At 68.1% G+C, this 20,168-nt stretch carries 14 protein-coding genes; 7 read left to right on the top strand and 7 right to left on the bottom strand.

The features are described 5' to 3' along the window. Nucleotides 1–62 precede the first annotated feature (62 nt). Nucleotides 63–2,417 (bottom strand): mechanosensitive ion channel domain-containing protein, encoded by a 2,355-nt coding sequence (locus ACT7B3_RS04310; RefSeq protein ID WP_445156970.1) that lies wholly within the window; start codon nt 2,415–2,417, stop codon nt 63–65. A 122-nt stretch (nt 2,418–2,539) separates the two neighbouring features. On the opposite strand from ACT7B3_RS04310, the gene ACT7B3_RS04305 reads away from it, so the two are divergent. After that, a complete protein-coding gene (locus ACT7B3_RS04305; RefSeq protein WP_445156969.1) occupies nt 2,540–3,559 on the top strand; it encodes an amidoligase family protein in 1,020 nt (339 codons plus the stop codon). Continuing rightward, nucleotides 3,556–4,233, top strand: coding sequence for a gamma-glutamyl-gamma-aminobutyrate hydrolase family protein (locus ACT7B3_RS04300; RefSeq protein WP_445156968.1), 678 nt, complete (start codon nt 3,556–3,558; stop codon nt 4,231–4,233). Before ACT7B3_RS04305 ends, ACT7B3_RS04300 begins: the two co-directional genes overlap by 4 nt. 43 nt (nt 4,234–4,276) lie before the next feature. On the opposite strand, the gene ACT7B3_RS04295 is transcribed toward ACT7B3_RS04300, so the two are convergent. Continuing rightward, complete coding sequence (locus ACT7B3_RS04295) at nt 4,277–4,708, bottom strand: OsmC family protein (protein ID WP_444678233.1); 432 nt, start codon at nt 4,706–4,708, stop codon at nt 4,277–4,279. Nucleotides 4,709–4,840: 132 nt separating this feature from the next. On the opposite strand from ACT7B3_RS04295, the gene ACT7B3_RS04290 reads away from it, so the two are divergent. Beyond that, a complete protein-coding gene (locus tag ACT7B3_RS04290; protein ID WP_445156967.1) occupies nt 4,841–5,731 on the top strand; it encodes an aldo/keto reductase in 891 nt (296 codons plus the stop codon). On the opposite strand, the gene ACT7B3_RS04285 is transcribed toward ACT7B3_RS04290, so the two are convergent. Both ACT7B3_RS04285 and nfi read right to left on the bottom strand, forming a co-directional pair. Beyond that, nucleotides 5,728–6,294 (bottom strand): DUF1415 domain-containing protein, encoded by a 567-nt coding sequence (locus ACT7B3_RS04285; protein WP_445156966.1) that lies wholly within the window; start codon nt 6,292–6,294, stop codon nt 5,728–5,730. The genes ACT7B3_RS04290 and ACT7B3_RS04285 overlap by 4 nt on opposite strands. A gap of 61 nt (nt 6,295–6,355) precedes the next feature. After that, nucleotides 6,356–7,051 (bottom strand): deoxyribonuclease V, encoded by a 696-nt coding sequence (nfi, locus tag ACT7B3_RS04280; RefSeq protein ID WP_445156965.1) that lies wholly within the window; start codon nt 7,049–7,051, stop codon nt 6,356–6,358. A gap of 132 nt (nt 7,052–7,183) precedes the next feature. Between nfi and ACT7B3_RS04275 the strand changes: the two genes are divergently transcribed. The 3 genes from ACT7B3_RS04275 (at nt 7,184) to ACT7B3_RS04265 (ending at nt 12,807) form a co-directional block, all read left to right on the top strand. Then, a complete protein-coding gene (locus tag ACT7B3_RS04275) occupies nt 7,184–8,506 on the top strand; it encodes an exonuclease SbcCD subunit D (protein WP_445156964.1) in 1,323 nt (440 codons plus the stop codon). Beyond that, nucleotides 8,503–11,799, top strand: a complete 3,297-nt coding sequence (locus ACT7B3_RS04270) for an AAA family ATPase (RefSeq protein WP_445156963.1) — start codon at nt 8,503–8,505, stop codon at nt 11,797–11,799. Before ACT7B3_RS04275 ends, ACT7B3_RS04270 begins: the two co-directional genes overlap by 4 nt. Nucleotides 11,800–11,928: 129 nt before the next feature. Further along, nucleotides 11,929–12,807: an alpha/beta fold hydrolase gene (locus ACT7B3_RS04265; RefSeq protein WP_445156962.1), complete on the top strand. Its 879-nt coding sequence runs from the start codon at nt 11,929–11,931 to the stop codon at nt 12,805–12,807. Between the two features lie 252 nt (nt 12,808–13,059). Here ACT7B3_RS04265 and katG read toward each other — a convergent pair whose 3' ends face one another. Continuing rightward, complete coding sequence (gene katG / locus ACT7B3_RS04260; RefSeq protein WP_445156961.1) at nt 13,060–15,285, bottom strand: catalase/peroxidase HPI; 2,226 nt, start codon at nt 15,283–15,285, stop codon at nt 13,060–13,062. A 221-nt stretch (nt 15,286–15,506) separates the two neighbouring features. On the opposite strand from katG, the gene argE reads away from it, so the two are divergent. Then, nucleotides 15,507–16,658 carry an acetylornithine deacetylase gene (argE, locus tag ACT7B3_RS04255; protein WP_445156960.1) on the top strand — a complete coding sequence of 384 codons (1,152 nt, stop codon included), beginning with the start codon at nt 15,507–15,509 and terminating at the stop codon, nt 16,656–16,658. Between the two features lie 38 nt (nt 16,659–16,696). Here the strand turns inward: argE and ACT7B3_RS04250 are convergent, their stop codons facing one another. Next, the gene (locus tag ACT7B3_RS04250; protein ID WP_445156959.1) at nt 16,697–17,815 is read right to left on the bottom strand and encodes an alkene reductase; all 1,119 of its coding nucleotides are present in this window, start codon (nt 17,813–17,815) and stop codon (nt 16,697–16,699) included. A 246-nt stretch (nt 17,816–18,061) separates the two neighbouring features. Next, nucleotides 18,062–19,795, bottom strand: coding sequence for a DEAD/DEAH box helicase (locus tag ACT7B3_RS04245; RefSeq protein WP_445156958.1), 1,734 nt, complete (start codon nt 19,793–19,795; stop codon nt 18,062–18,064). Nucleotides 19,796–20,168 lie beyond the last annotated feature (373 nt).

Below are 20,168 nucleotides of genomic sequence, written 5' to 3'. Positions count from 1 at the left end.
CCATCCTGCCATAGTACGAGCAAGGGCCGGCCGCTTGCCATCGCGGCGCGGCGGATCGCGGGTCAGGAGGAGTCTGGCGAGGCGCGCTGGGGGTTAAGGCTGCCCTCCAGGTCGGCGATACCGGCTTCGCCCGGCGCGCGCCCCTTGGCATCGCGCGGCGGCGCCGGCTCGTCGCGGCCGCGATCGGTGAGGGTGTCGCCGGGCACACCCTCCATGCTGACGCTGAGCCGCGGCAGGCCCAGGTCGAGCCCCTGGCTCTCCATACGCTGCTTGAGCAGCAGGTTGAAGGCGCGCGCCACGTCCCACTGCATTACCGGTGCGGTGCGAAAGCGCATGCGCAGCACCGCGGCACCTTCATCGAAGCGGTCAATGCCCTGCATCTCCAGCGGCGACCAGATGTGGTGGCGCATCACCGGGTCCTGGCGCAGCTCCTGGGCGGTCTCCTGCATCAGCGTGATCGCATCGTCGATCTTCATGGTGTGGGGGATGCGGATGCGCATCAGCGCGATGCCGAAGTGGCGCGACATGTTGTGGATCGACTGAATGGCGCTGAAGGTGATGATGTGCAGGATGCCGTCGAGGTCGCGCAGGCGCACCGTGCGCAGGGTCAGCCCCTCCACCGTACCCATGTGGCCGTTGATCTCGACGAAATCGTCCACCGCCAGAGAGTCCTCGACAATGATAAAGATGCCGGTGATCAGGTCCTGCACCAGGGTCTGGGCACCGAAGCCCACGGCCAGGCCGATCACCCCGGCACCCGCCAGCAGCGGCGTGACGTTGACGCCGAGATTGGCCAGCCCGACGATGACCGCGATGATCACGATGGTGGCGAAGATCACGTTGCGGATCATCGGCGTGATCGTCTGGGCCCGTGCCTGGTTGACGCGCCGTCCGCGCGAACGCGCCGAGGACATCAGCGCGCGCTGGATGGCGGTGTCGGCGAAGATCCAGGCCAGCCAGGCCAGCAGAATGGTGAAGCCCAGCGCCAGCAGGGCCTGGCCGATGCCCACCCCAGCCATGCCCTGCTGGCCCAGCCCGAACAGCGAACCGCCCCACACCTGCATCGACAGCTCGGCAAACACCACCCAGGTCAGCATGTGCGACAGCGCGTAGCCGACCCGCTCCAGCCGCCGGCGATACTCGCTGATGCGGCGACGCTTGGCGCGCCGCTCGCTGTGGCGCTGCATCAGCCCGGTGACCACCAGGGTCAGGATCAACAGCGCGGCCGAGATCACCGAGCGCGCCAGCGCCGTGCCGACATCACCGACGGTGATGAAGATCGCCAGCAGCGAAACCACCACCAGCAGCAGCGCGGGTATATGCCACAGCTTGGCGACGATGCGCGCCAGCTCCACGGTGGTGCCACCTTCGCGGCGCACGCGCCAGGCGCGGTTGCGGATCAGGTGCTTGATCGGACGCTTGAACTTGGTGATGAAGCGAAGGGTGAGCAGCGCCGCCAGCATGTTGGCCAAGGACGAGCCAAGCGCCGCCAGCTCTTCGCCAACGATCCAGGACAGACGGGCCGCATTGAGCGCATCGCCCAGGGCGATCAGCGCGCCGATCAGGAACAGCATGCGCAGGCCCTGCTGCTGCAGAATCTGCACGGCCACGAAACGGTGGCCGCGGGTAAACACCGAGACCACGCATTCGACAATCACCGACAGCGTGCGCCCACACAGCGCCAAATAGCCGACGATCAGCGCCAGGGTGCGCCCCGGACTTGGCGGCAGCACCTGATCCAGGCCCAGGATGAGCAGGAAGGCGATTGCCCAGGGCGCCATACGGCGCAGGAAGTGCAGCGCCAATAGCCAGGCCCGGGGGTCGCGCGGCAGGTCGAGCGGCAGCTGGCGGCGCACGAACAACATTCGCCCCAGCGCCACCAGGATCACCAGCATACCGGCCCAGATGCCAAACATGACGGCGCTCTCGACCAGGAAGCGCAGCATCTGCGGCGTGCCGGTTTCCACCACCAGCTCGCTGAGGTCCCCCCAGCCCTGCTCCAGCTGCCGCTGCCAGTCGTCGAGCGGCGACTCGCCGGCTTCCGCCTGCTCGCCCAGGTCGCTCAGCGTTCCGGCCAGCGCACCCAGCAGCCCCTGGCGCTGCACCGGGCTGGTATCGGCCGTGGCTTCGGCCGCGACCTGCATCTCGCGCAGCTCGTCGAGCAGCGCGCCGCGCCGCTGCTCGTCTTCCAGGGTGGCGATCACCTCGTCCAGGGACTGCAGGAACGAGGCGCTGTCGTAGGTGGCATCGGGGTCTTGCTCGCCTTCCGCCCCCAGCCCGGCAAGGGAGAGCGTCTGGGCGTTCAGCGGGCCGCTGACCAGCAGCAGCAGCGCCACGCCACACAGCAGGCGCCACCACCAAGCCCCTGCATGCACCCCTGAACGATACTTCGCGATACGAGGAAAACCGCCTGGCATTGCCACTGCACTCCTTGTCGGTTTGTCTCCTGTGAATTTGGGAGCCCCCGGGCTCCTGCCGGTTCACCTTCGCACTATGCTAGGCTGGCGTCGAGAATCGCTCGAGTTGCACAGGACGCCTCATGCTCCCGCAAACACCGCCCGAGCCGTTGAATCCACAGGGAAATCCGCGCCGGGTCGGCGTCGAGATCGAGTTTGCCGGGCTGCCCCCCGTGCAGACCGCGGAGCTGGTACGCCGCCTGTTTGGCGGCACGCTCTGCCCCCTGAGCCCGCATCGTTTCAGAGTCGAAGCCACGCGCTGGGGCGACTTCATCATCGAGCTCGACACCCAGTACGCCCACCCCGACGCCCGAGTGATGGCCAAGGTGCCAAGGCGCGATACCGAGTGGGAGCGCCACCGCCACCAGATGCGCCTGGACCTGCACAACAAGACGCGCGAGCTGATCGGCGACGTGGTGACCGGCCTGGTGCCCACCGAGATCGTCTGTCCCCCAGTGCCCTGGCACGAGCTGGGCGAGCTCGATGCCCTGCTCGCCGCCCTGCAGGCGCATGGGGCCAAGGGCACCGATGCCAGCCTGCTGTACGGCTTCGGGCTGCATCTCAACCCCGAGGTGGCCGATCATCGCGTCGAGGCCATCCTGGCCCAGTTCCGCGCCTTCCTGCTCAGCGCCGCCTGGCTGCGAAAGGAGATCAATGTCGACATCACCCGCGAGGTGCTGCCGCACGCCAACCCCTTTCCCAGGCCCTACGTACTGAAAGTGCTGGACGCCGGCTATGCGCCGGACCTCGACGGCCTGATCGCCGACTACATCGAGTGCAACCCCACCCGCAATCGCGAGCTCGACCTCTACCCGCTGTTCGCTCACCTGCGGCCCGACTATCCCAACGAGCTGTTCCACAATAGCCTGGTCAAGCCGCGGCCCACCTTTCATTATCGCCTGCCCAACGCCCAGCTCTCCCAGCCCGGCTGGGGCGCGGTGGTGGAGTGGAACCGCTGGGTGGAAGTCGAACGACTCGCCGCCAACCGCAAGCTGCTGGCCGAACGCGCGGCCGCCTTCGTGCGCTACCATACGCAGACCAGGCTGTCGCGCTGGCTGGGCAAGCTGCGCTTCTGGCTCAAGGAGGAGCGCCCCCGGTCATGACTCGCCCCCTTATCGGCATCACCACCTCCGACTACAAGAGCCGCATCGCCTGGTGGTTCGACTGGTTCGCCGTATGGCGGCACGGCGGCAGGCCGCTGCGGCTGTCGCCCTCGCGCCCGCTGCCGGAAGCGCTCGACGGTCTGATCATCGGCGGCGGCGACGACATCCAGGCGCATCTCTACGGCGGCGAGGTGCAGCTCGACGTGCGCCTCGACCCCCAGCGCGACGAGCTGGAGCTGGAACTGATGGAGCGCTTCATTCCTCAGGGCAAGCCGGTGCTGGGGATCTGTCGTGGCGCCCAGATGCTCAACGTCCACCTGGGCGGCACCCTGGACCCCGACATCTACACCACACATGAGGGGCTCAAGCGCCGCCGCACCGTGCTGCCGCGCAAGACCGTGGATATCGTTCCCGACACGCAGCTGCGTCGTATCCTCAAGGTGAGCTGGTGCCGCATCAACAGCCTGCATCACCAGGCCGTGCAGGAAGCAGGGCGCGGCATCGAGATCGTCGCCCGCGACCGCGACGGACTGGTGCAGGGCATCGAATCCCGCGACCACGAGTTCCTGATCGGCGTGCAGTGGCATCCGGAGTGGCTGATCTTCAATCGCCCCCAGCAGCGCCTGATTCGCGCCCTGGTCGATGCCGCACGGCGCACCATGCCCTCAACATGACAGCGGCCACCCTCAGGGTGGCCGCAGCGGGAGCGGAAACGGCTCAGCTCTCCAGCGAGGCGTCGAGCGTAATCTCGGCCTTGAACAGCTTGGAGACCGGGCAGCCCTCCTTGGCCTTGTTCGCGGCATCCTGGAAAGCCTGCTCGTCGGCGCCGGGGCTGCGCACCCGGGTGGTGAGATGAATCTTGGTGATGCTGAAACCGCCGTCACCCTGCTCCAGGGTCACCGCGGCCTCGGTCGCGATGCGCTCAGGGGTCAGGCCGGCATCGCCCATGATCATCGACAGCGCCATCGAGTAGCAGCTGGCATGGGCGGCACCGATCAGCTCCTCAGGGTTGGAGCCGGCCTCCCCTTCAAAGCGCTTGCCGAAGCTGTAGGAAGCATCCTGGAGTGCGCCGCTCTCGGTCGAAACCTGCCCTTTGCCCTCCTTCAGGCTACCTTCCCAGACAGCGCTACCGGTTTTCTTGTTGCTCATGTGCACGACTCCTTGCGATAGAACGAGGTGGCGGCCTTGAAAGCCGCCCTCCTCACCATAGCGCATCGCCTTGTCTTCGCCATCCCTTTTGCAAATGATTTTGAAAACATTTTCCACAAAACGGAGTGACACATGCCAAACGCCCCCATCCCCCTGGTCACGCTTCCCGCCAGCGCCCCTGCCCCGGCCGTGCAACTTCCCGCCATCGGCCAGGGCACCTGGTACATGGGCGAGGGCCTGGCATCGCGAAACGACGAGGTACGCGCCCTGCAGCAGGGCCTGGAACTGGGGCTGACGCTGATCGACACCGCCGAGATGTACGCCGACGGCGGCGCCGAGGAGGTGGTCGGCGAAGCCCTGGTCGGCCGTCGCGACCAGGCCTTCCTGGTCTCCAAGGTCTACCCCTGGAACGCCGGACGCGACAGCGCCATTGCCGCCTGCGAGCGCAGCCTGAGGCGCCTGGGCACCGATCATCTCGATCTCTACCTGCTCCACTGGCCCGGCAGCATCCCGCTGGCGGAGACGCTGGAAGCCTCCGAGCGCCTGCGTGAGCAAGGCAAGATCCGTCGCTTCGGTGTCTCCAACTTCGACGTGGAGGAGCTCGACTCGCTGGTGGCACTGCCCGGCGGTGGCGAGTGTGCGGTGAACCAGGTGCTCTACCATCTGGGTTCGCGCGGCATCGAACATGCCCTGCGCCCGCGGATGCAGCGCCTCGGCATGCCGCTGATGGCCTACTGCCCGCTGGCCCAGGCCGGCCAGCTGCGCCGTGACCTGTTCGAGCACAGCGCGGTACGCGAGGTGGCCGACGGGCTCGGCATCACCCCCGCCCAGCTGCTGCTGGCCTGGGCCATTCGACCGCTGAACGGCCGACGCGACGCCATCGCCATCCCCAAGGCGGTGCAGCCGCAGCACGTCGCAGAGAACGCCGCCGCCCTCGTGGTCGAGCTCAGCGATGAGGCCTTGGCTCGACTCAACGAGGCCTTCCCGGCGCCGGGGCGCAAGGTGCCGCTCGACATCGTCTAGTCTCGGTCGGGGGCCTGACCACGCAGCGCCGCCAACTCGGCGCTCAGGCGTTCGCTGCCGAGCTGGCCCATGCGTTCGATGTTGCGCTCGGGAATCGCCTCGGGGTCCGGGTAGTGGGCCAGGGCATGTTCGAGCCCCGCCTCGCGCAGCAGGTGCAGCATGGGCCAGGGCGAACGGTTGGTGAAGTTGGCCGGGTCGTCCTGTTCGGCGCCGTCGAAGCAGTAGTCGGGATGGAAGCTGGCGAGCTGGTAGATCCCCTCGTAGCCCTGCTCCACCAGCAGCGCCTCGGCCACGGCGAGGAAGTCGAGATAATCGTCGAAGTCCTCGAGCCCCGGGCGCAGCACCAGCAGGGTGGTCTCGATGGCCGGTGTCGCGTCGAGCCGGCGGCACTCGTCGATCAGCGCCTCGAGGGCAGGCTCCCATTCGCTGGCCGCCACCTCGACGAAGCGAATGGTCTCCCCCACCAGCTCGCGGCGGGCGAAGGGGCAGACGTTGTGAGCCACGACGAAGCCCTCGACCCAGTCACGAGTGGCAGCGCAGGCGGGGGTCAGGGTGTCGGGCATGATGGGCCTCGTCGGCAAAAAAAGGGCCTGGCAGTATACCCGAGCCGGCGCGCAGCGGGGTTCAATCCCCCGGTTGCGGCATGGGCCCGCGCCGCGAGGCGAGCCTGTCGGCCAGCCGCGTGGGCTCCGGCAGCTTGGTGCGGCCCAGGCACTGCACCACCCAGTCGAGCGAGGTCGTCAGGCTGATGCGATGCCCCAGCGAGACGAACACCGGCTTGACGCCTACCCGGCTGCGCAGCACCGCACCGATCGTCTCGCCGCGATGGCGCAGCGGCGTCCACTCGCCGCGCCCCGTGGGCACCTCGTCGTGAACCCCGCACAGCCGCGACTTGGCCACGCCGATGGTCGGCAGGTCGAGCCACAGCCCCAGGTGCGAGGCCACGCCGAGACGACGCGGATGGGCGATGCCCTGGCCGTCGACCATCACCAGCTCGGGCCGTGTGGCGAGCCTGTCGAAGGCCGCCAGCGCCGCGGGAATCTCGCGAAAGGAGAGCAGCCCCGGAATGTAGGGCATGCGGGTCGGCTCGCGATGCACTACCTGCTCCACCACCTCGAAGCCGACCATGGGGTCGCCGGGCCAGGCCAGCACCACCACCGCCGCCCGGGTGATCTCGCCGTTCTGCTCGAAGCCGATGTCGACCCCGGCGATATGACGCACCGGTGCCAGGCGGTCCTCGCGCTCGATGCGTGGCGCCAGCTCGCGCTGCAGCGCGATGGCCTTCTCCGGCGTGGGGGTCCATTCATGCAGTGGCGTCATCCTTGCCTTCCTCACAGCGTAAGCTGGTCCGCAGTGTAGGCGGTCAGGGTGCACTTCCCAAGGTCGGTCGACAACGACGAGGTCGGGGTACGTTCGTGTATCATCGGCGCAGAACCGACGACGAGGGACACCGTGCTCAAGCTGATCCATACCGCCGACTGGCATCTGGGCCAGACCTTTCACGGCCAGGAGCGCCACGCCGAACACCGTCTCTTTCTCGACTGGCTGCTCGACACCCTCGTCGCACGCGAGGCCGACGCCCTGCTCGTCGCCGGCGACGTCTTCGACGTGGTCAATCCCTCGCTTGCCGCCCAGGCGCTGCTCTACGACTTCATCGTCAGTGCCCACGAGCGCCTGCCGGCACTCGACATCGTGTTGATCGCCGGCAACCACGACAGCGGCAATCGCATCGAGCTGCCGGCGCCGCTGATGCGTCGCCTGCGCACCCACGCCCTGGGCCGGGTGAGCTGGCTCGACGACGGCAGCCTCGACGCCGAGCGCCTGCTGCTGCCGCTCACCGACGCCAGCGGCGAGACCCGCGCCTGGTGCCTGGCGCTGCCCTTTCTGCGCCCCGCCGAGGTCACCGGCCGCGGCCTGGCCCGCGACGACGATGCAGGCCAGACGGAGCACGGCACACCGGGCAAAGACTGCGCTCGCAACGACAGCGCGCGCAACGACTATGTGGCCGGCATCTCCCGCGTTCACCAGCAGCTGATCGATGCCGCCCGCAAGCGGCGTCAGCCCGGCCAGGCGCTGGTGGCCATGAGCCACGCCCACCTGCACGGCGCCGCCGTTTCCGAGGCCAGCGAGCGGCCCATCGTGATCGGCGGCGAGGAGTCGATCTCCGCCGGGCTCTTTCCCGCCGACATCGCCTACGTGGCACTGGGCCACCTGCACCGCGCCCAGCAGGTGGGCGAGGCACGCATCCGCTACAGCGGCAGCCCGCTGCCGCTGGATTTCAGCGAGGTGAATTACCCGCACCAGGTGGTGGAAGCGGTGCTGGAAGGTGAAACCCTGGCCACCACGGAAGCGATCCCCGTGCCGCGCCCCGTGGCCATGCAGCGTGTCGGCCCCGGCGAACTCGACGCGGTGCTGGCGGAGCTCGAGGGGCTGCCCCACGACCCCGCCGTGCCACGGGAACAATGGCCCTGGCTGGAAGTGCGCGTCACCCTCACCGCCCCCGTACCCGACCTGCGCGCCCGGGTGGAAGCGGCCCTCGACGGCAAGGCCGTGCGCCTGCTGCGCCTGGAGCGGCGTCTGCCCCAGCAGGCTGCCGATGGCAGGCCGGAGCGAATCGATCTGCAGCAGCTGGGGCCGAGAAAGCTGTTTGAGCGCACCTGGGAAAAGCAGTGGGGAGAGCCCCCCGGCGACGACGTACTGGCCGACTTCGACCAGCTGCTGCAGGACGTGCTCGATAGCCCCGACGAGCCGCGCACCGGGGAGCGTCGCCCATGAAGATCCTCGCCCTGCGCCTGGCCAACCTCGCCTCCCTGCCCGGCCCGCTGGAGCTCGATTTCACGGCTCCTCCGCTCAGCGATGCCGGCCTGTTCGCCATCACCGGCCCCACCGGCGCCGGCAAGAGCACCCTGCTCGACGCCCTGTGTCTGGCACTCTACGGCAGCACGCCGCGGCTGCGCCATGCGCCCAGCCAGAACGCGCCGCTGCCCGACGTGGAAGGCGAGACGGTGAGCACCGCCGACCCGCGCACCCTGCTGCGCCGTGGCACCGCCGGCGGCTACGCCGAAGTCGACTTTCTCGGTCGCGACGGGCGTCGTTACCGCGCCCGCTGGGCCGTGCGCCGCGCCCGCGAGAAGGCCAGCGGGCGCCTGCAGGCGGTCGAACAATCGCTCACCGACCTCGACGACGAACGCCTGCTCACCGCCCAGAAGCGCGAGTTCGCCGAGCTGTTGCCGGAGCGCCTGGGGCTGACCTTCGATCAGTTCACCCGCGCCGTGCTGCTGGCCCAGAGCGAATTCGCCGCCTTCCTCAAGGCCGACGACAACGAGCGCAGCGACCTGCTGGAACGGCTCACCGGCACCGCCGAGTATTCGCGCATCTCCGAAGCCGCCTACCGGCGGGCCATCACGGCGAAGCGGCACGTCGACGCCCTGCAGACGAAGCTCGCCGACGACCTGCCCGCCGAGTCCGAGGCCCGCAGCGCGCTGGAACGCCAGGCCGAGAGCGCCGAGCAGGCCCTGACCGACCTGCAGCAGCAGGCCAGGGAGCTCGATGCCCAGCGACAGTGGCATAGCGCCGACGAACGGCTGCGCCAGGCCTACGCCGAAGGGATTCACCAGCAGCGCGATGCCGAGGATCGCTGGCAGGCGCTGGCCGCTGCCCGGGCCGACCGCGACTGTCGCCGCCTGCTTGCGCCCCAGCGCCACCACCTGCTGCGCCAGGCCGCGCTGCCGGACGAAGTCGCCGCGCTGGAGCAGGCACATCGCCGGACCCGAGAGGCCCTCGAGCAGGCCCGCGTCCTGCAAACCCAGGCCGAGCAGGCCCGGGATCAGGCCGCCCGTCAATTGGAATCCGCAAGTCAAGCCCGCCAGCAGGCCGAACCGAGCCTGCGCGAGGCGCGCGAGCACGCCCAGGCGCTAGCCAGCCTGGAGCGTCAGCTGGCCGAGCTCGAATCCCGCCATCACGACTGCCGCCAGCAGGCAGAGGCACTGGACCAGCAGCACCAGGCCACCGCGGCCAGGCTGCGCGAGCTGCAACGCCGGCGCGACGAGTGGCAGGCCACCCTGCGCCAGCTGATGGGCAGTCACGAACGACTCGATGCCGCCCGCCAGGCGGCGCAGCAGACCCACGACCGCGCCGCCCGCCGCGGCCTGGCGCTGGAGGAACTGGCCAGCCGCTGGCAGGAGCTTCTGCACACCGAGCTGGCCCAGCGTCAGCTGAGCGAACGCCTGGCCGGGGATGAGAAGCGACAGGCCGAACTGACCGTTCAGGGCAAGGCTGCCCGTGAGCGGCTCGACGGCAGCGAACAGCGCTACGCCACCCTGCGCGATTTCATCGAGCGCAGCCGTGCCGCCCGCAGCGAGAGCGTGGCACGGCTGCGCGACACGCTGCGGGAAGGCGAGCCCTGCCCGGTTTGCGGCGGCCACGACCACCCCTTCCGTCACCGACCGCCGGCCACCCCGGAGGCAGCCCAACTGGCCGCCCAACAGGAGCAGGAAGAGGCACAACTGGCCGAGGCCAGACAGACCTTCGAGCAGGCCCAGCTGGCACGCAGCGAACTCGAGGGCGAGTACCGCGCCGCGCTGGCGTCGATCGCACGCGGACGGCAGGAGCTGCAGCAGGCCGAGGAGAGACTGGCTCAGGCCCGGCACGCCCTGAGCGGCCATCCCCTGCACGCGGAGCTGGCCGACATTGCGCCTGCGGAGCGTGAAGCCTGGCTCGCTCACCAGCGCCAGCACAGCGCCGCCGAGCGTGAACGGGCCGAGCGTACGCTGCAGGAGCTGGCCCGCGCCGAGGCGGCGCTGAGCCCATTGGAAGAGGCCCTGCGCCAGGTCGAGCTCGAACGCGCCCAGCATGAGGCCCGGCGCGCCTCGCTGGCGGAAACCCAGGCCCAGCTCGACGCCCAGCTGCCACCTCTGCGCCAGGAGCAGCAGTCACTTGCCGAGCGGCTCCAGGCCCTGCTCGGCGAGCACGCCTCGGCCGACGCCTGGCAACAACGGCTGGAAGCCGGCCAGGAGGCCGCCCGTCGTGAGCGCGACCAGGCCATCGAGCGCTGCCACGGCGCCGAACGCGAGCAGGCCCGGTTCACCCAGCAGGCCGCTCACGAAGCCGAGCGCATCGAAGGGCTCCGTCAGGAGCAGGTCGAGCTGAAAGCTCGACTGGCCGAGTGGCGCCACGCCCATCCGCAGTTGGACGACACCACCCTGGCGCGGTTGTTGGCACAGCCCGAGGAAGAGGCCGCCCGCCAGGAACGAGAGCTTGCCGATGCCGACGAGGCACGCCAGCGCAGCGAGGCCAGCCTCGCCGAGCGGCGTCATGCCCTGCTCGAGCACCGTCGCGAGCGGGCGCTGGCCGACAGCGAGACCGAACTGCTGAGCGAAGCGGTCGAAGCCCGGATCGCCAGCCTCCGGGAGGCGCTGGATGCCCAGCAGACGGCGCTACAGCCCAAACTGGCGGAAGCCCAGCAGGTTCGCGACGATGCCGTTCATGCCCTGCGCGACGACGACCGTCGGCGCCTGCGCCAGCAGCAGGGCCAGGCCGAACTGGAAGCCGCCCGTGCCGAACAGGTGCGCTGGGGACGCATCAGCGAACTGATCGGCTCCGCCGATGGCAAGGCGTTTCGCCGCATCGCCCAGGCCTACAACCTGGAGCAGTTGCTGGAGCACGCCAACGCCCACCTGGCCAACCTCAGCCGCCGCTATCGGCTGGCCCGCGGCGGCAGCGAGCTGGGCCTGCTGGTGGTGGACCACGACATGGGCGACGAGCGCCGCTCGGTGCACTCGCTCTCCGGCGGCGAGACCTTCCTCGTCTCGCTGGCCCTGGCGCTGGGGCTCGCCTCCATGGCCTCGGGCGAGCTCGTCATCGAGTCGCTGTTCATCGACGAGGGCTTCGGCAGCCTCGACCCGCAGTCGCTGGCACTGGCCATGGAAGCGCTCGACGGCCTGCAGGCCCTCGGCCGCCGCGTCGGAGTGATCTCCCACGTGCAGGAGATGCACGAAAGAATTCCGGTACAGATCCAGGTGGAACCGCTGGGCAACGGCACCAGCCGGGCGCGACTGGTCAGCCTCTAGCATCGCCGCCCTTGCACCGCAACCGGGGCGCTCCTGTGGCTGCCCGCCGCGGTCAAAAGGCCAGCTGGGGATTCGGCGGCTCGGCTATGCTGCATAGGTCACAGCACCGCTCAGATAAGGGAGAGCCTCATGAAAGCGTTCGCACTGCACGGCATGCGTATTCTGGGCCTGGCGCTGCTGCTGGCCGTGGCGGGCCAGGCGCTGGCAGCCGAAGTCAACTGGCCGCGCATGACCGAGTCGGCAGACGGCGTGCCGATTGCCTATGAGGTTCACGGCAGTGGCGAACCGACCCTCGTGTTCCTCCACGGCTGGAGCTGCGACGGGCGCTACTGGCGCGGACAGGTGCCGCATTTCTCGCAGCAGCATCGGGTGGTGACGATCGACCTTGCCGGTCACGGCCATTCCGGCCTGGCGCGTGAAGACTTCACCATGCGCGCCTTCGGCGAAGACGTGAGGGCGGTGCTGGACGACCTGGAGGTTCAGCAGGCCCTGCTGATTGGCCACTCCATGGGCGGGCCCGTCGCCGTAGAAGCGGCGCACCTCATGCCCGAGCGTGTGATCGGCATCATCGGCGTCGATACCTTTCATGTTATGGCGGCACCGCTCAGCCAGGCCGAGATCGACGCCATGCTGGCGCCGATCCAGCAGGACTTCGTTTCGGCCGCTGCTCACTTCGTCACCTCGATGTTCATCGACACCACCGATGCCAACCTGCGCGACTGGGTGGTGCAGGACATGGCGGCAGCACCTCCCCAGGTCGCAATCAGTGCCATGCAGGAGATGCTCACCCAACATGCCGAGGGTCTGGCGGCGCAGCAGTTCGAAGCGCTGACCGTGCCGGTGGTGGCCATCAACGCCGACCTGTGGCCGACCGACATCGACGCCAACCGGCAGCTGCTGGCCAAGTTCGACGCCGTGATCATGGAAGGCACCGACCACTTCCTGCACATGGCCCGGCCGGCAGCGTTCAACCGGGAGCTGGAGCGGATCATCGGCACGCCGCCGTGACGGCCGGGGGTGTTGAGGAAGGCCCGAGCAGCGTCCTCAGAACGCGCTGCTGCAGCTTGCATGCCATCCACATGTCCTGGAACCTGTCGAAAAAAACAAGATGCGTGAACATGTCACGGCGTCGAATAAGCTGGCTTTTTGCAACGGCCTGATCAAGGTTTCTACCCAGCACATTTGGCCAGGCAGCCCCCTGAAACCGAAAAAAAGCGCCCCGTTACCGGGGCGCTTCTTTCACTTCTCTTCAATCCGGGCTTAGGCCAGGTCGAAGCGATCCGCGTTCATCACCTTGTTCCAGGCGGCGACGAAGTCCTCGACGAACTTCTCCTTGGCATCGTCCTGGGCATAGACCTCGGCGATGGCACGCAGCTGCGAGTTGGAGCCGAACACCAGGTCGACCCGGGTGCCGGTCCACTTCACTTCACCGCTCTTGCGGTCGCGGCCCTCGAACACGTCGGCATCCACCGAGGCCGGCTGCCACTGCGTACCCATGTCGACCAGGTTGACGAAGAAGTCATTGGTCAACGTCCCGGGGCGGTCGGTGAACACGCCGTGGCGCGAGTTGCCGTAGTTGGCCTCGAGCACCCGCAGGCCGCCCACCAGCACGGTCATCTCCGGCGCGCTCAGGCCCAGCAGCTGAGCCTTGTCGATCAGCATCTCCTCGTCGGAGACGGTGAATCTAGCGCGGCGATAGTTACGGAAGCCGTCGGCCTCGGGGCGCAGCCACTCGAACGACTCGACGTCGGTCTGCTCGGCGCTGGCGTCGGTGCGGCCCGGCGAGAACGGCACCTCGATGGCGTGACCGGCATCCCCGGCCGCCTGCTCGATGGCGGCGGCACCGCCGAGCACGATCAGGTCAGCCAGCGAGACCCGCTTGCGCCCCCCCTGGGTCGCGTTGAAGTCGCTCTGAATGCTCTCCAGGGTCTTCAGCACCTTGGCCAGCTGCTCGGGCTGGTTGACTTCCCACTCCTTCTGCGGCGCCAGGCGGATACGGGCCCCGTTGGCCCCACCGCGCATGTCGGAGCCGCGGAAGGTGGAAGCCGACGACCAGGCGGTGTAGACCAGTTCAGCCACCGTCAGGCCCGAGGCAAGGATCTTGCCCTTGAGGCTGGCGATGTCCTGGGCATCGACCAGTTCATGATCCAAGGCGGGCACCGGATCCTGCCACAGCAGCTCCTCGGTCGGCACTTCCGGACCGAGGTAGCGCGCCTTGGGGCCCATATCACGGTGGGTCAGCTTGAACCAGGCGCGGGCAAAGGCGTCGGCGAACTCGTCCGGATTGTTGTGGAAGTGCTCGGCGATTCTGCGGTACTCGGGGTCCTCGCGCATGGCCATGTCGGCGGTGGACATCATGATGCCCACGCGCTTGGCCGGGTCCTCGGCGTCCGGCGCCATGTCCTTCTCGGCAAGTCCCTTCGGCGCCCACTGCTTGGCACCGGCCGGGCTGGTGGTCAGCTCCCACTCGTAGCCGAACAGCACGTCGAAGTAGCTCATGTCCCACTTCGTCGGTGTCGGCGTCCAGGCGCCCTCCAGGCCGCTGGTGATGGTGTCGCGGCCCTTGCCGCTCTTGTAGCCGCTCTTCCAGCCGAAGCCCATCTCCTCCATGGGCGCGGCTTCCGGCTCGGGGCCGACGTTGACCGGATCGCCGGCGCCGTGGGCCTTGCCGAAGGTGTGGCCGCCAGCGGTGAGCGCCACCGTCTCGTAGTCGTTCATCGCCATGCGAGCGAAGGTCTCGCGGATATCCCTGGCCGAGGCGAGCGGGTCCGGGTTGCCGTCCGGCCCTTCGGGGTTGACGTAGATGAGGCCCATCTGCACCGCCGCCAGCGGGTTCTCCAGGTCGCGCTCGCCGGTGTAGCGGCTCTTGGCATGGCTACTGTCGGCCAGCCACTCGTCCTCGGCGCCCCAGTAGATATCCTCTTCCGGCTGGTAGACGTCCTCGCGCCCACCGGCGAAGCCGAAGGTCTTGAAACCCATGGATTCCAGCGCGACATTGCCCGCCAGGATGTACAGGTCGGCCCAGGAGAGCTTGTTGCCATACTTGCGCTTGATCGGCCACAGCAGGCGGCGCGCCTTGTCCAGGTTGCCGTTGTCGGGCCAGCTGTTGAGCGGCGCGAAACGCTGGGTGCCGGTGCCGGCGCCGCCCCGCCCGTCGCCCACCCGGTAGCTGCCGGCGCTATGCCACGCCATGCGGATGAACAGCGGCCCATAATGGCCGTAATCGGCCGGCCACCAGTCTTGGGAGTCGGTCATCAGGGCTTCGAGATCTTGCTTGACCGCGCCCAGGTCGAGCGACTTGAACGCCTCGGCATAATCGAACGCTTCGCCCAACGGATTGGACCTGGGGGCGTGCTGATGAAGAATGTTAAGGTTCAGCTGGTTGGGCCACCAATCGAAGACGGAATTCCCGGTGTCTCCATGCTTGGTACGCGACCCGTGCATGACGGGACACTTGCCTGCGCTGCTGTCGACTTTTTTATCCATGACGCTCTCCCTTCGGTGACGTGGCTGTCGTGCATGTTGCTGTACCGTAAGAATAGGTATATCAGCGAAACTGAAAGAGAGAGACTTGTTTTTCAACACCGGATTAATAGTCTTTTTCAATAATAATGAAAAATTCGATTGAGACAGACTTTCAGGCACCAAGCCATCGTTGCGAGCCGATGGCGTGATAGGCTAGGAACAATAACTGTCAGGAGGGACCCATGACCGCCGCCGAGATGCTTGAGCGCCTGGTGGGCTTTGCCACCGTTTCGCGCGACTCCAACCTCGATCTGATCGCCTTCGTTGAACGCTATCTCGATCAATACGGCGTGGAACACTGGCGGGTCGAGAACGACGACGGCACCAAGGCCAACCTGCTGGCCCGCATCGGGCCCGACGTGGCGGGCGGCGTGGTGCTCTCGGGCCATACCGACGTGGTGCCGGTGGCCGGCCAGCCGTGGTCGAGCGACCCGTTCACCCTGGTCGACAAGGGCGACGGCAAGCTCTACGGGCGCGGCACCTGCGACATGAAGGGCTTCATCGCCTGCGCCCTGGCCGAGGTTCCCACCTGGACCCGGCTCGACCTGCAGGCGCCGATCCTCCTGGCGCTCTCCTACGACGAAGAGGTCGGCTGCATCGGCGCACCGCGCATGATCGAGCGGCTGATGGCCGACCACCCACGCCCCGCGGCGGTAATCGTCGGCGAACCGACCCTGATGCAGCCGGTGGTGGCGCACAAGGGCGCCACCAACCTGCGCACCACCGTGACCGGCCGTGCCTCCCATTCGAGCCAGATCGACCAGGGCGTGTCGGCCATCCACGTCGCCGCACGGCTGGTGACGAAGATCGAAGACGTGATGAGCGAGCTGCGCGCCGAGGGGCGCATCGACGAAGCCTTCAACGTCGCTCACTCCAGCCTGCATGTGGGCAAGATCGCCGGCGGCACCGCGATCAACATCATGGCGCGGGAGTGCACCTTCGAGTGGGAGATTCGCCACCTGCCCCAGGATCACTTCGAGGACCTGATCGGCCGCGTGAATGCCTTTGCCGCCGAGCTGGAAGCCGAAATGCAGCGCCGCGCCCCCGAGACCAGCATTGTCACCGAGGCGCTCAACGAGACGGTGCCGGCCCTGGCCGACGACAACAACGCCGAGGTGCTCGACCTGTGCCGCGAGCTGCTCGGCGAGCAGCCCCACGGCGCGGTGGCCTACGCCACCGAGGCCGGGCAGTTCCAGCGGGTGGGGTTGCCCACGGTGATCTGCGGCCCCGGCAGCATTCGCCAGGCGCACCAGCCCGACGAGTTCATCGAGATCGAACAGCTGGCGGCTGGCAGCCGCTTCATGCAGGCGCTGGGGCGGCGGTTAGGCCGGTAGCGACGGAGCCGATCTGCCAACCACCGCCTGGTACGAGGTCAGCCCAGGCGGTCGTGGCCGTTATCGAGGAACGGGTAGTCGGTATAACCCTTCTCGGCGCCGCCGTAGAAGGTACGCGAATCGGGCTCGTTGAGCGCGGCCCCCGTGCGGAAGCGCTCGGGCAGGTCCGGGTTGGCAATGTAGGGGCGCCCGAAGGCCACGGCATCGGCGGTGCCGTCGGCGAGCCGCTGGCGGGCCCGCTCGGCGTCGTAGCCACCGCAGTAGATCAGGGCACCGCGGAAGCGCTGGCGCATCTGCTCGTGGAAGCCTTCCGGAAAGTGGATGTCCCCACCCGCCCAGTTGGGCTCGTTGAAGTGCAGGTAGGCCAGGCCGCGTCTTGAGAGCTGCTCGGCCAGGTAGTAAGCCATCTCCTCGGGCTCATCGTCGGTGAGGCCGAACAGCTCGATGAACGGCGTCAGGCGGATGCCGACCCGCTCGGGGCCAAACACTTCGGCGACCGCATCCACCACTTCCAGCGGGAAACGCGCACGATTCTCGACGGAGCCGCCGTAGCGATCGGTACGCTGGTTGGTGCCGGTGGCCAGGAACTGGTTGAGCAGGTAGGCATTGGCCGCATGCACTTCGACCATGTCGAAACCGGCCCGCTTGGCGCGCACGGCGGCCTGGCGGTAATCCTCGACGATGCCGGGGATCTCGTCGGTTTCCAGCGCCCGCGGGGTGCTGGTGGGATGCGGCCCCGCGCTGCCGTCCTCGAACTCGACGAAGCACTCGGCGCCCTCCCCCTTGATGGCGCTGGGCGCCACCGGCGGCTCGCCGTTGGGCTGCACCATCTCGTGGGAAACACGCCCCACGTGCCACAGCTGCAGCGCGATGCGCCCGCCCTTGGCGTGCACCGCCTCGACGACGCCTTTCCAGCCGGCTTCCTGCTCGTCGGTCCAGATGCCCGGCGTATAGACGTAGCCGCGCGCGGTGGGCGAAATATTGGTCGCCTCGCTGATGATCAGCCCGGCGCTGGCGCGCTGGCCGTAGTAGAACTCCTGCAGCTTGCCGGGCACGCTATCGGGCGTGCGCGAGCGGGTCAGCGGGGCCATGATCACGCGATTGGGAAGGCTCAGCTTGCCCAGCTGAAGCGGGGTAAAGAGGTTCGTCTCCTGCACGGTGTTCTCCTGTCGCGGATCGGAATGATGAGCACGTTAATGACTTCCGTCGCACCACAGTAGCACCGCTCACAATAGGATGCGGCTATCGTAACGATGATCTCCAGGAAAATGTCACGCAAAACAATCGCTTAATAGAAAAATCCCCGACACCGAAGAACGGTGCCGGGGCTTTTCAGGCGCTGCCGGGGGACATCAGGCGCTGCCGGGATGTTTCAAGCTGCCGGGCAGCGGGCCCGGCGATTCTCAGGCGCTGGTGCGGCGACGCACCGGTGCCTCGCCATCCTCACGGCGGCGGCGCGGGGCACGCTCGGGGGCGCCGGAATCCTCGCTGATTTCCAGCGCACGACCGGCGACGCGGGCGCGGGCCATCTTGGCCAGGATGCTCGGCGGCAGCGAGCTTGGCAGCTCCACCACGGAGAAGGCGTTGCGGATATCGATGCGGCCAATCCGCGAACCTTCGATGCCACCTTCGTTGGCCAGGGCGCCGACTAGCTGGCCCGGCTTGACGCCATCCTTGTGACCAACGGCGACGCGATAGCGGGTCATGCCCTCGCTGGGGCCACGGCCATCGCGCTCACCGCGACGCGGCGGCTTGCCGTCGCGCGGGGCACGCTCGCCGCGCTCACCGCGATCGCTACGCTCCTTGCGCGGCGCCTGCAGGCGACCAATGGGCGCCTCGTCGGCACGCGCCAGGGCGGCGAAGGCACAGGCCAGCTCGAGCGGGTCATGACCCTCGGCCACCAGGCGCTCGACCAGGGCACGCTGCTCGTCGGCACCGGCGGTCAGTGCGGCGATGACGCGCTGGTGGAACACCTCGTCGCGGTGGGCGCGGATGGCCGCCTCGTCGGGCAGCGCCATTTCACTCATGCGCTGGCCGGTGGCCTGCTCCAGCCAGCCGATCTTGCGGCCTTCGCGGAAGCCGGCGAAGGTGATCGCCACGCCTTCGCGGCCGGCCCGGCCGGTACGCCCGATGCGGTGGGTGTAGGCCTCGCTGTCCTGGGGCAGATCGTAGTTGATCACGTGGGTGATGCGCGGCACGTCGAGGCCGCGGGCGGCCACGTCGGTAGCGATCAGCACGTCGATCTTGCCGCGCTTCAGGCGCTGGATGGTGCGCTCGCGCAGGCTCTGGTCCAGGTCGCCGGATAGGCTAGCCACGTTCACGCCGCGGGCGGAAAGCTGCTCCATCAGGGTGGTGCAGGCGGCACGGGTGCGCACGAAGACGATGGCGGCATCCACCGGCTCGACTTCAAGGATGCGCGCCAGCGCTTCCAGCTTGGCGCCACCCTCGACGCGCACCAGCCGCTGCTCGATGAGCTCGGCGGTAGTGGTGCGCGACTCGATCGCCACCTTCACCGGATCGACCAGGTAGCGGTTGACGATGCGCTCGATCTCGGCCGGCAGCGTGGCAGAGAAGAACACGCGCTGGGCGTCCTTCGGGGTATCGGCGACCACGCGCTTGACGTCGTCGATGAAGCCCATGCGCAGCATCTCGTCGGCTTCGTCCAGCACCAGGGCATTCAGGCCGTCGAGCTTGAGGCTGCCGCGGTCGAGGTGGTCGATCACTCGGCCGGGGGTGCCCACCACCACCTGGGCGCCGCGCTTCAGGGCGGCCAGCTGGTCGCGGTATTCCATGCCACCGCACAGGATGGCCACTTCCAGACCCTGCAGGTTCTGGCCGTACTTGGTAAAGGAGACGGCCACCTGCTGGGCCAGCTCACGGGTCGGTGCCAGTACCAGTACCTGGGGCTCACGGCGGGTCAGTTCCAGCCGCGAGAGCAGCGGCAGCGCGAACGCCGCGGTCTTGCCGGTGCCGGTCTGTGCCTGGCCCAGCATGTCGCGCCCTTCCAGCAGTGCCGGAATGGTCTGTGTCTGAATCGGGGAGGGAGTTTCGTAACCCAGTGTTTCTACAGCGGCGAGAACGGCAGGCAGCAGAGCAAGATCGCCGAAGCTCGGCGAGGCGACAGAAGTCGAGGTCATCAATCACACCTTGGTAGGCCGGCACTCGCCGGCAAAACATTGAGGCATCCCCGACGCAGCACTAGGCAGGTCGGTGGCCCTGTCGTCGTAGGCCAACTGGCCTCAACAGAGCGGATCACGGGGTACGTGGGACGCCGGTCGCACCTGGCATCCGGTTCGCGCCAACGGGCATCGAACCGCGTGGCGACCTTTCTGCGCCGATGCTGCCCGGTTGGCGGCATCTTGTTTGGCGCTCCATCTTCACATCTCGGACGCAGCGATAGCTGTCGGTCTCGGTGATTGCCTCTCATACGCGGGGCGTATGGAGCGAATCGTCATGATGGCGGGGTCAGCACATGCGAGGAGCGCGCATGCTACCATCGGGCCCGAGCCA

The sequence above is a fragment of the Halomonas sp. E14 genome (assembly GCF_052568415.1).
This window is presented reverse-complemented; position numbering and strand designations above follow the sequence as displayed.

Coding starts and splice junctions, on each gene's coding strand:
- ACT7B3_RS04310 (WP_445156970.1), bottom strand. CDS start 2,417: ATGCCAGGCGGTTTTCCTCGTATCGCGAAGTATCGTTCAGGGGTGCAT.
- ACT7B3_RS04305 (WP_445156969.1), top strand. CDS start 2,540: ATGCTCCCGCAAACACCGCCCGAGCCGTTGAATCCACAGGGAAATCCG.
- ACT7B3_RS04300 (WP_445156968.1), top strand. CDS start 3,556: ATGACTCGCCCCCTTATCGGCATCACCACCTCCGACTACAAGAGCCGC.
- ACT7B3_RS04295 (WP_444678233.1), bottom strand. CDS start 4,708: ATGAGCAACAAGAAAACCGGTAGCGCTGTCTGGGAAGGTAGCCTGAAG.
- ACT7B3_RS04290 (WP_445156967.1), top strand. CDS start 4,841: ATGCCAAACGCCCCCATCCCCCTGGTCACGCTTCCCGCCAGCGCCCCT.
- ACT7B3_RS04285 (WP_445156966.1), bottom strand. CDS start 6,294: ATGCCCGACACCCTGACCCCCGCCTGCGCTGCCACTCGTGACTGGGTC.
- nfi (WP_445156965.1), bottom strand. CDS start 7,051: ATGACGCCACTGCATGAATGGACCCCCACGCCGGAGAAGGCCATCGCG.
- ACT7B3_RS04270 (WP_445156963.1), top strand. CDS start 8,503: ATGAAGATCCTCGCCCTGCGCCTGGCCAACCTCGCCTCCCTGCCCGGC.
- ACT7B3_RS04265 (WP_445156962.1), top strand. CDS start 11,929: ATGAAAGCGTTCGCACTGCACGGCATGCGTATTCTGGGCCTGGCGCTG.
- katG (WP_445156961.1), bottom strand. CDS start 15,285: ATGGATAAAAAAGTCGACAGCAGCGCAGGCAAGTGTCCCGTCATGCAC.
- argE (WP_445156960.1), top strand. CDS start 15,507: ATGACCGCCGCCGAGATGCTTGAGCGCCTGGTGGGCTTTGCCACCGTT.
- ACT7B3_RS04245 (WP_445156958.1), bottom strand. CDS start 19,795: ATGACCTCGACTTCTGTCGCCTCGCCGAGCTTCGGCGATCTTGCTCTG.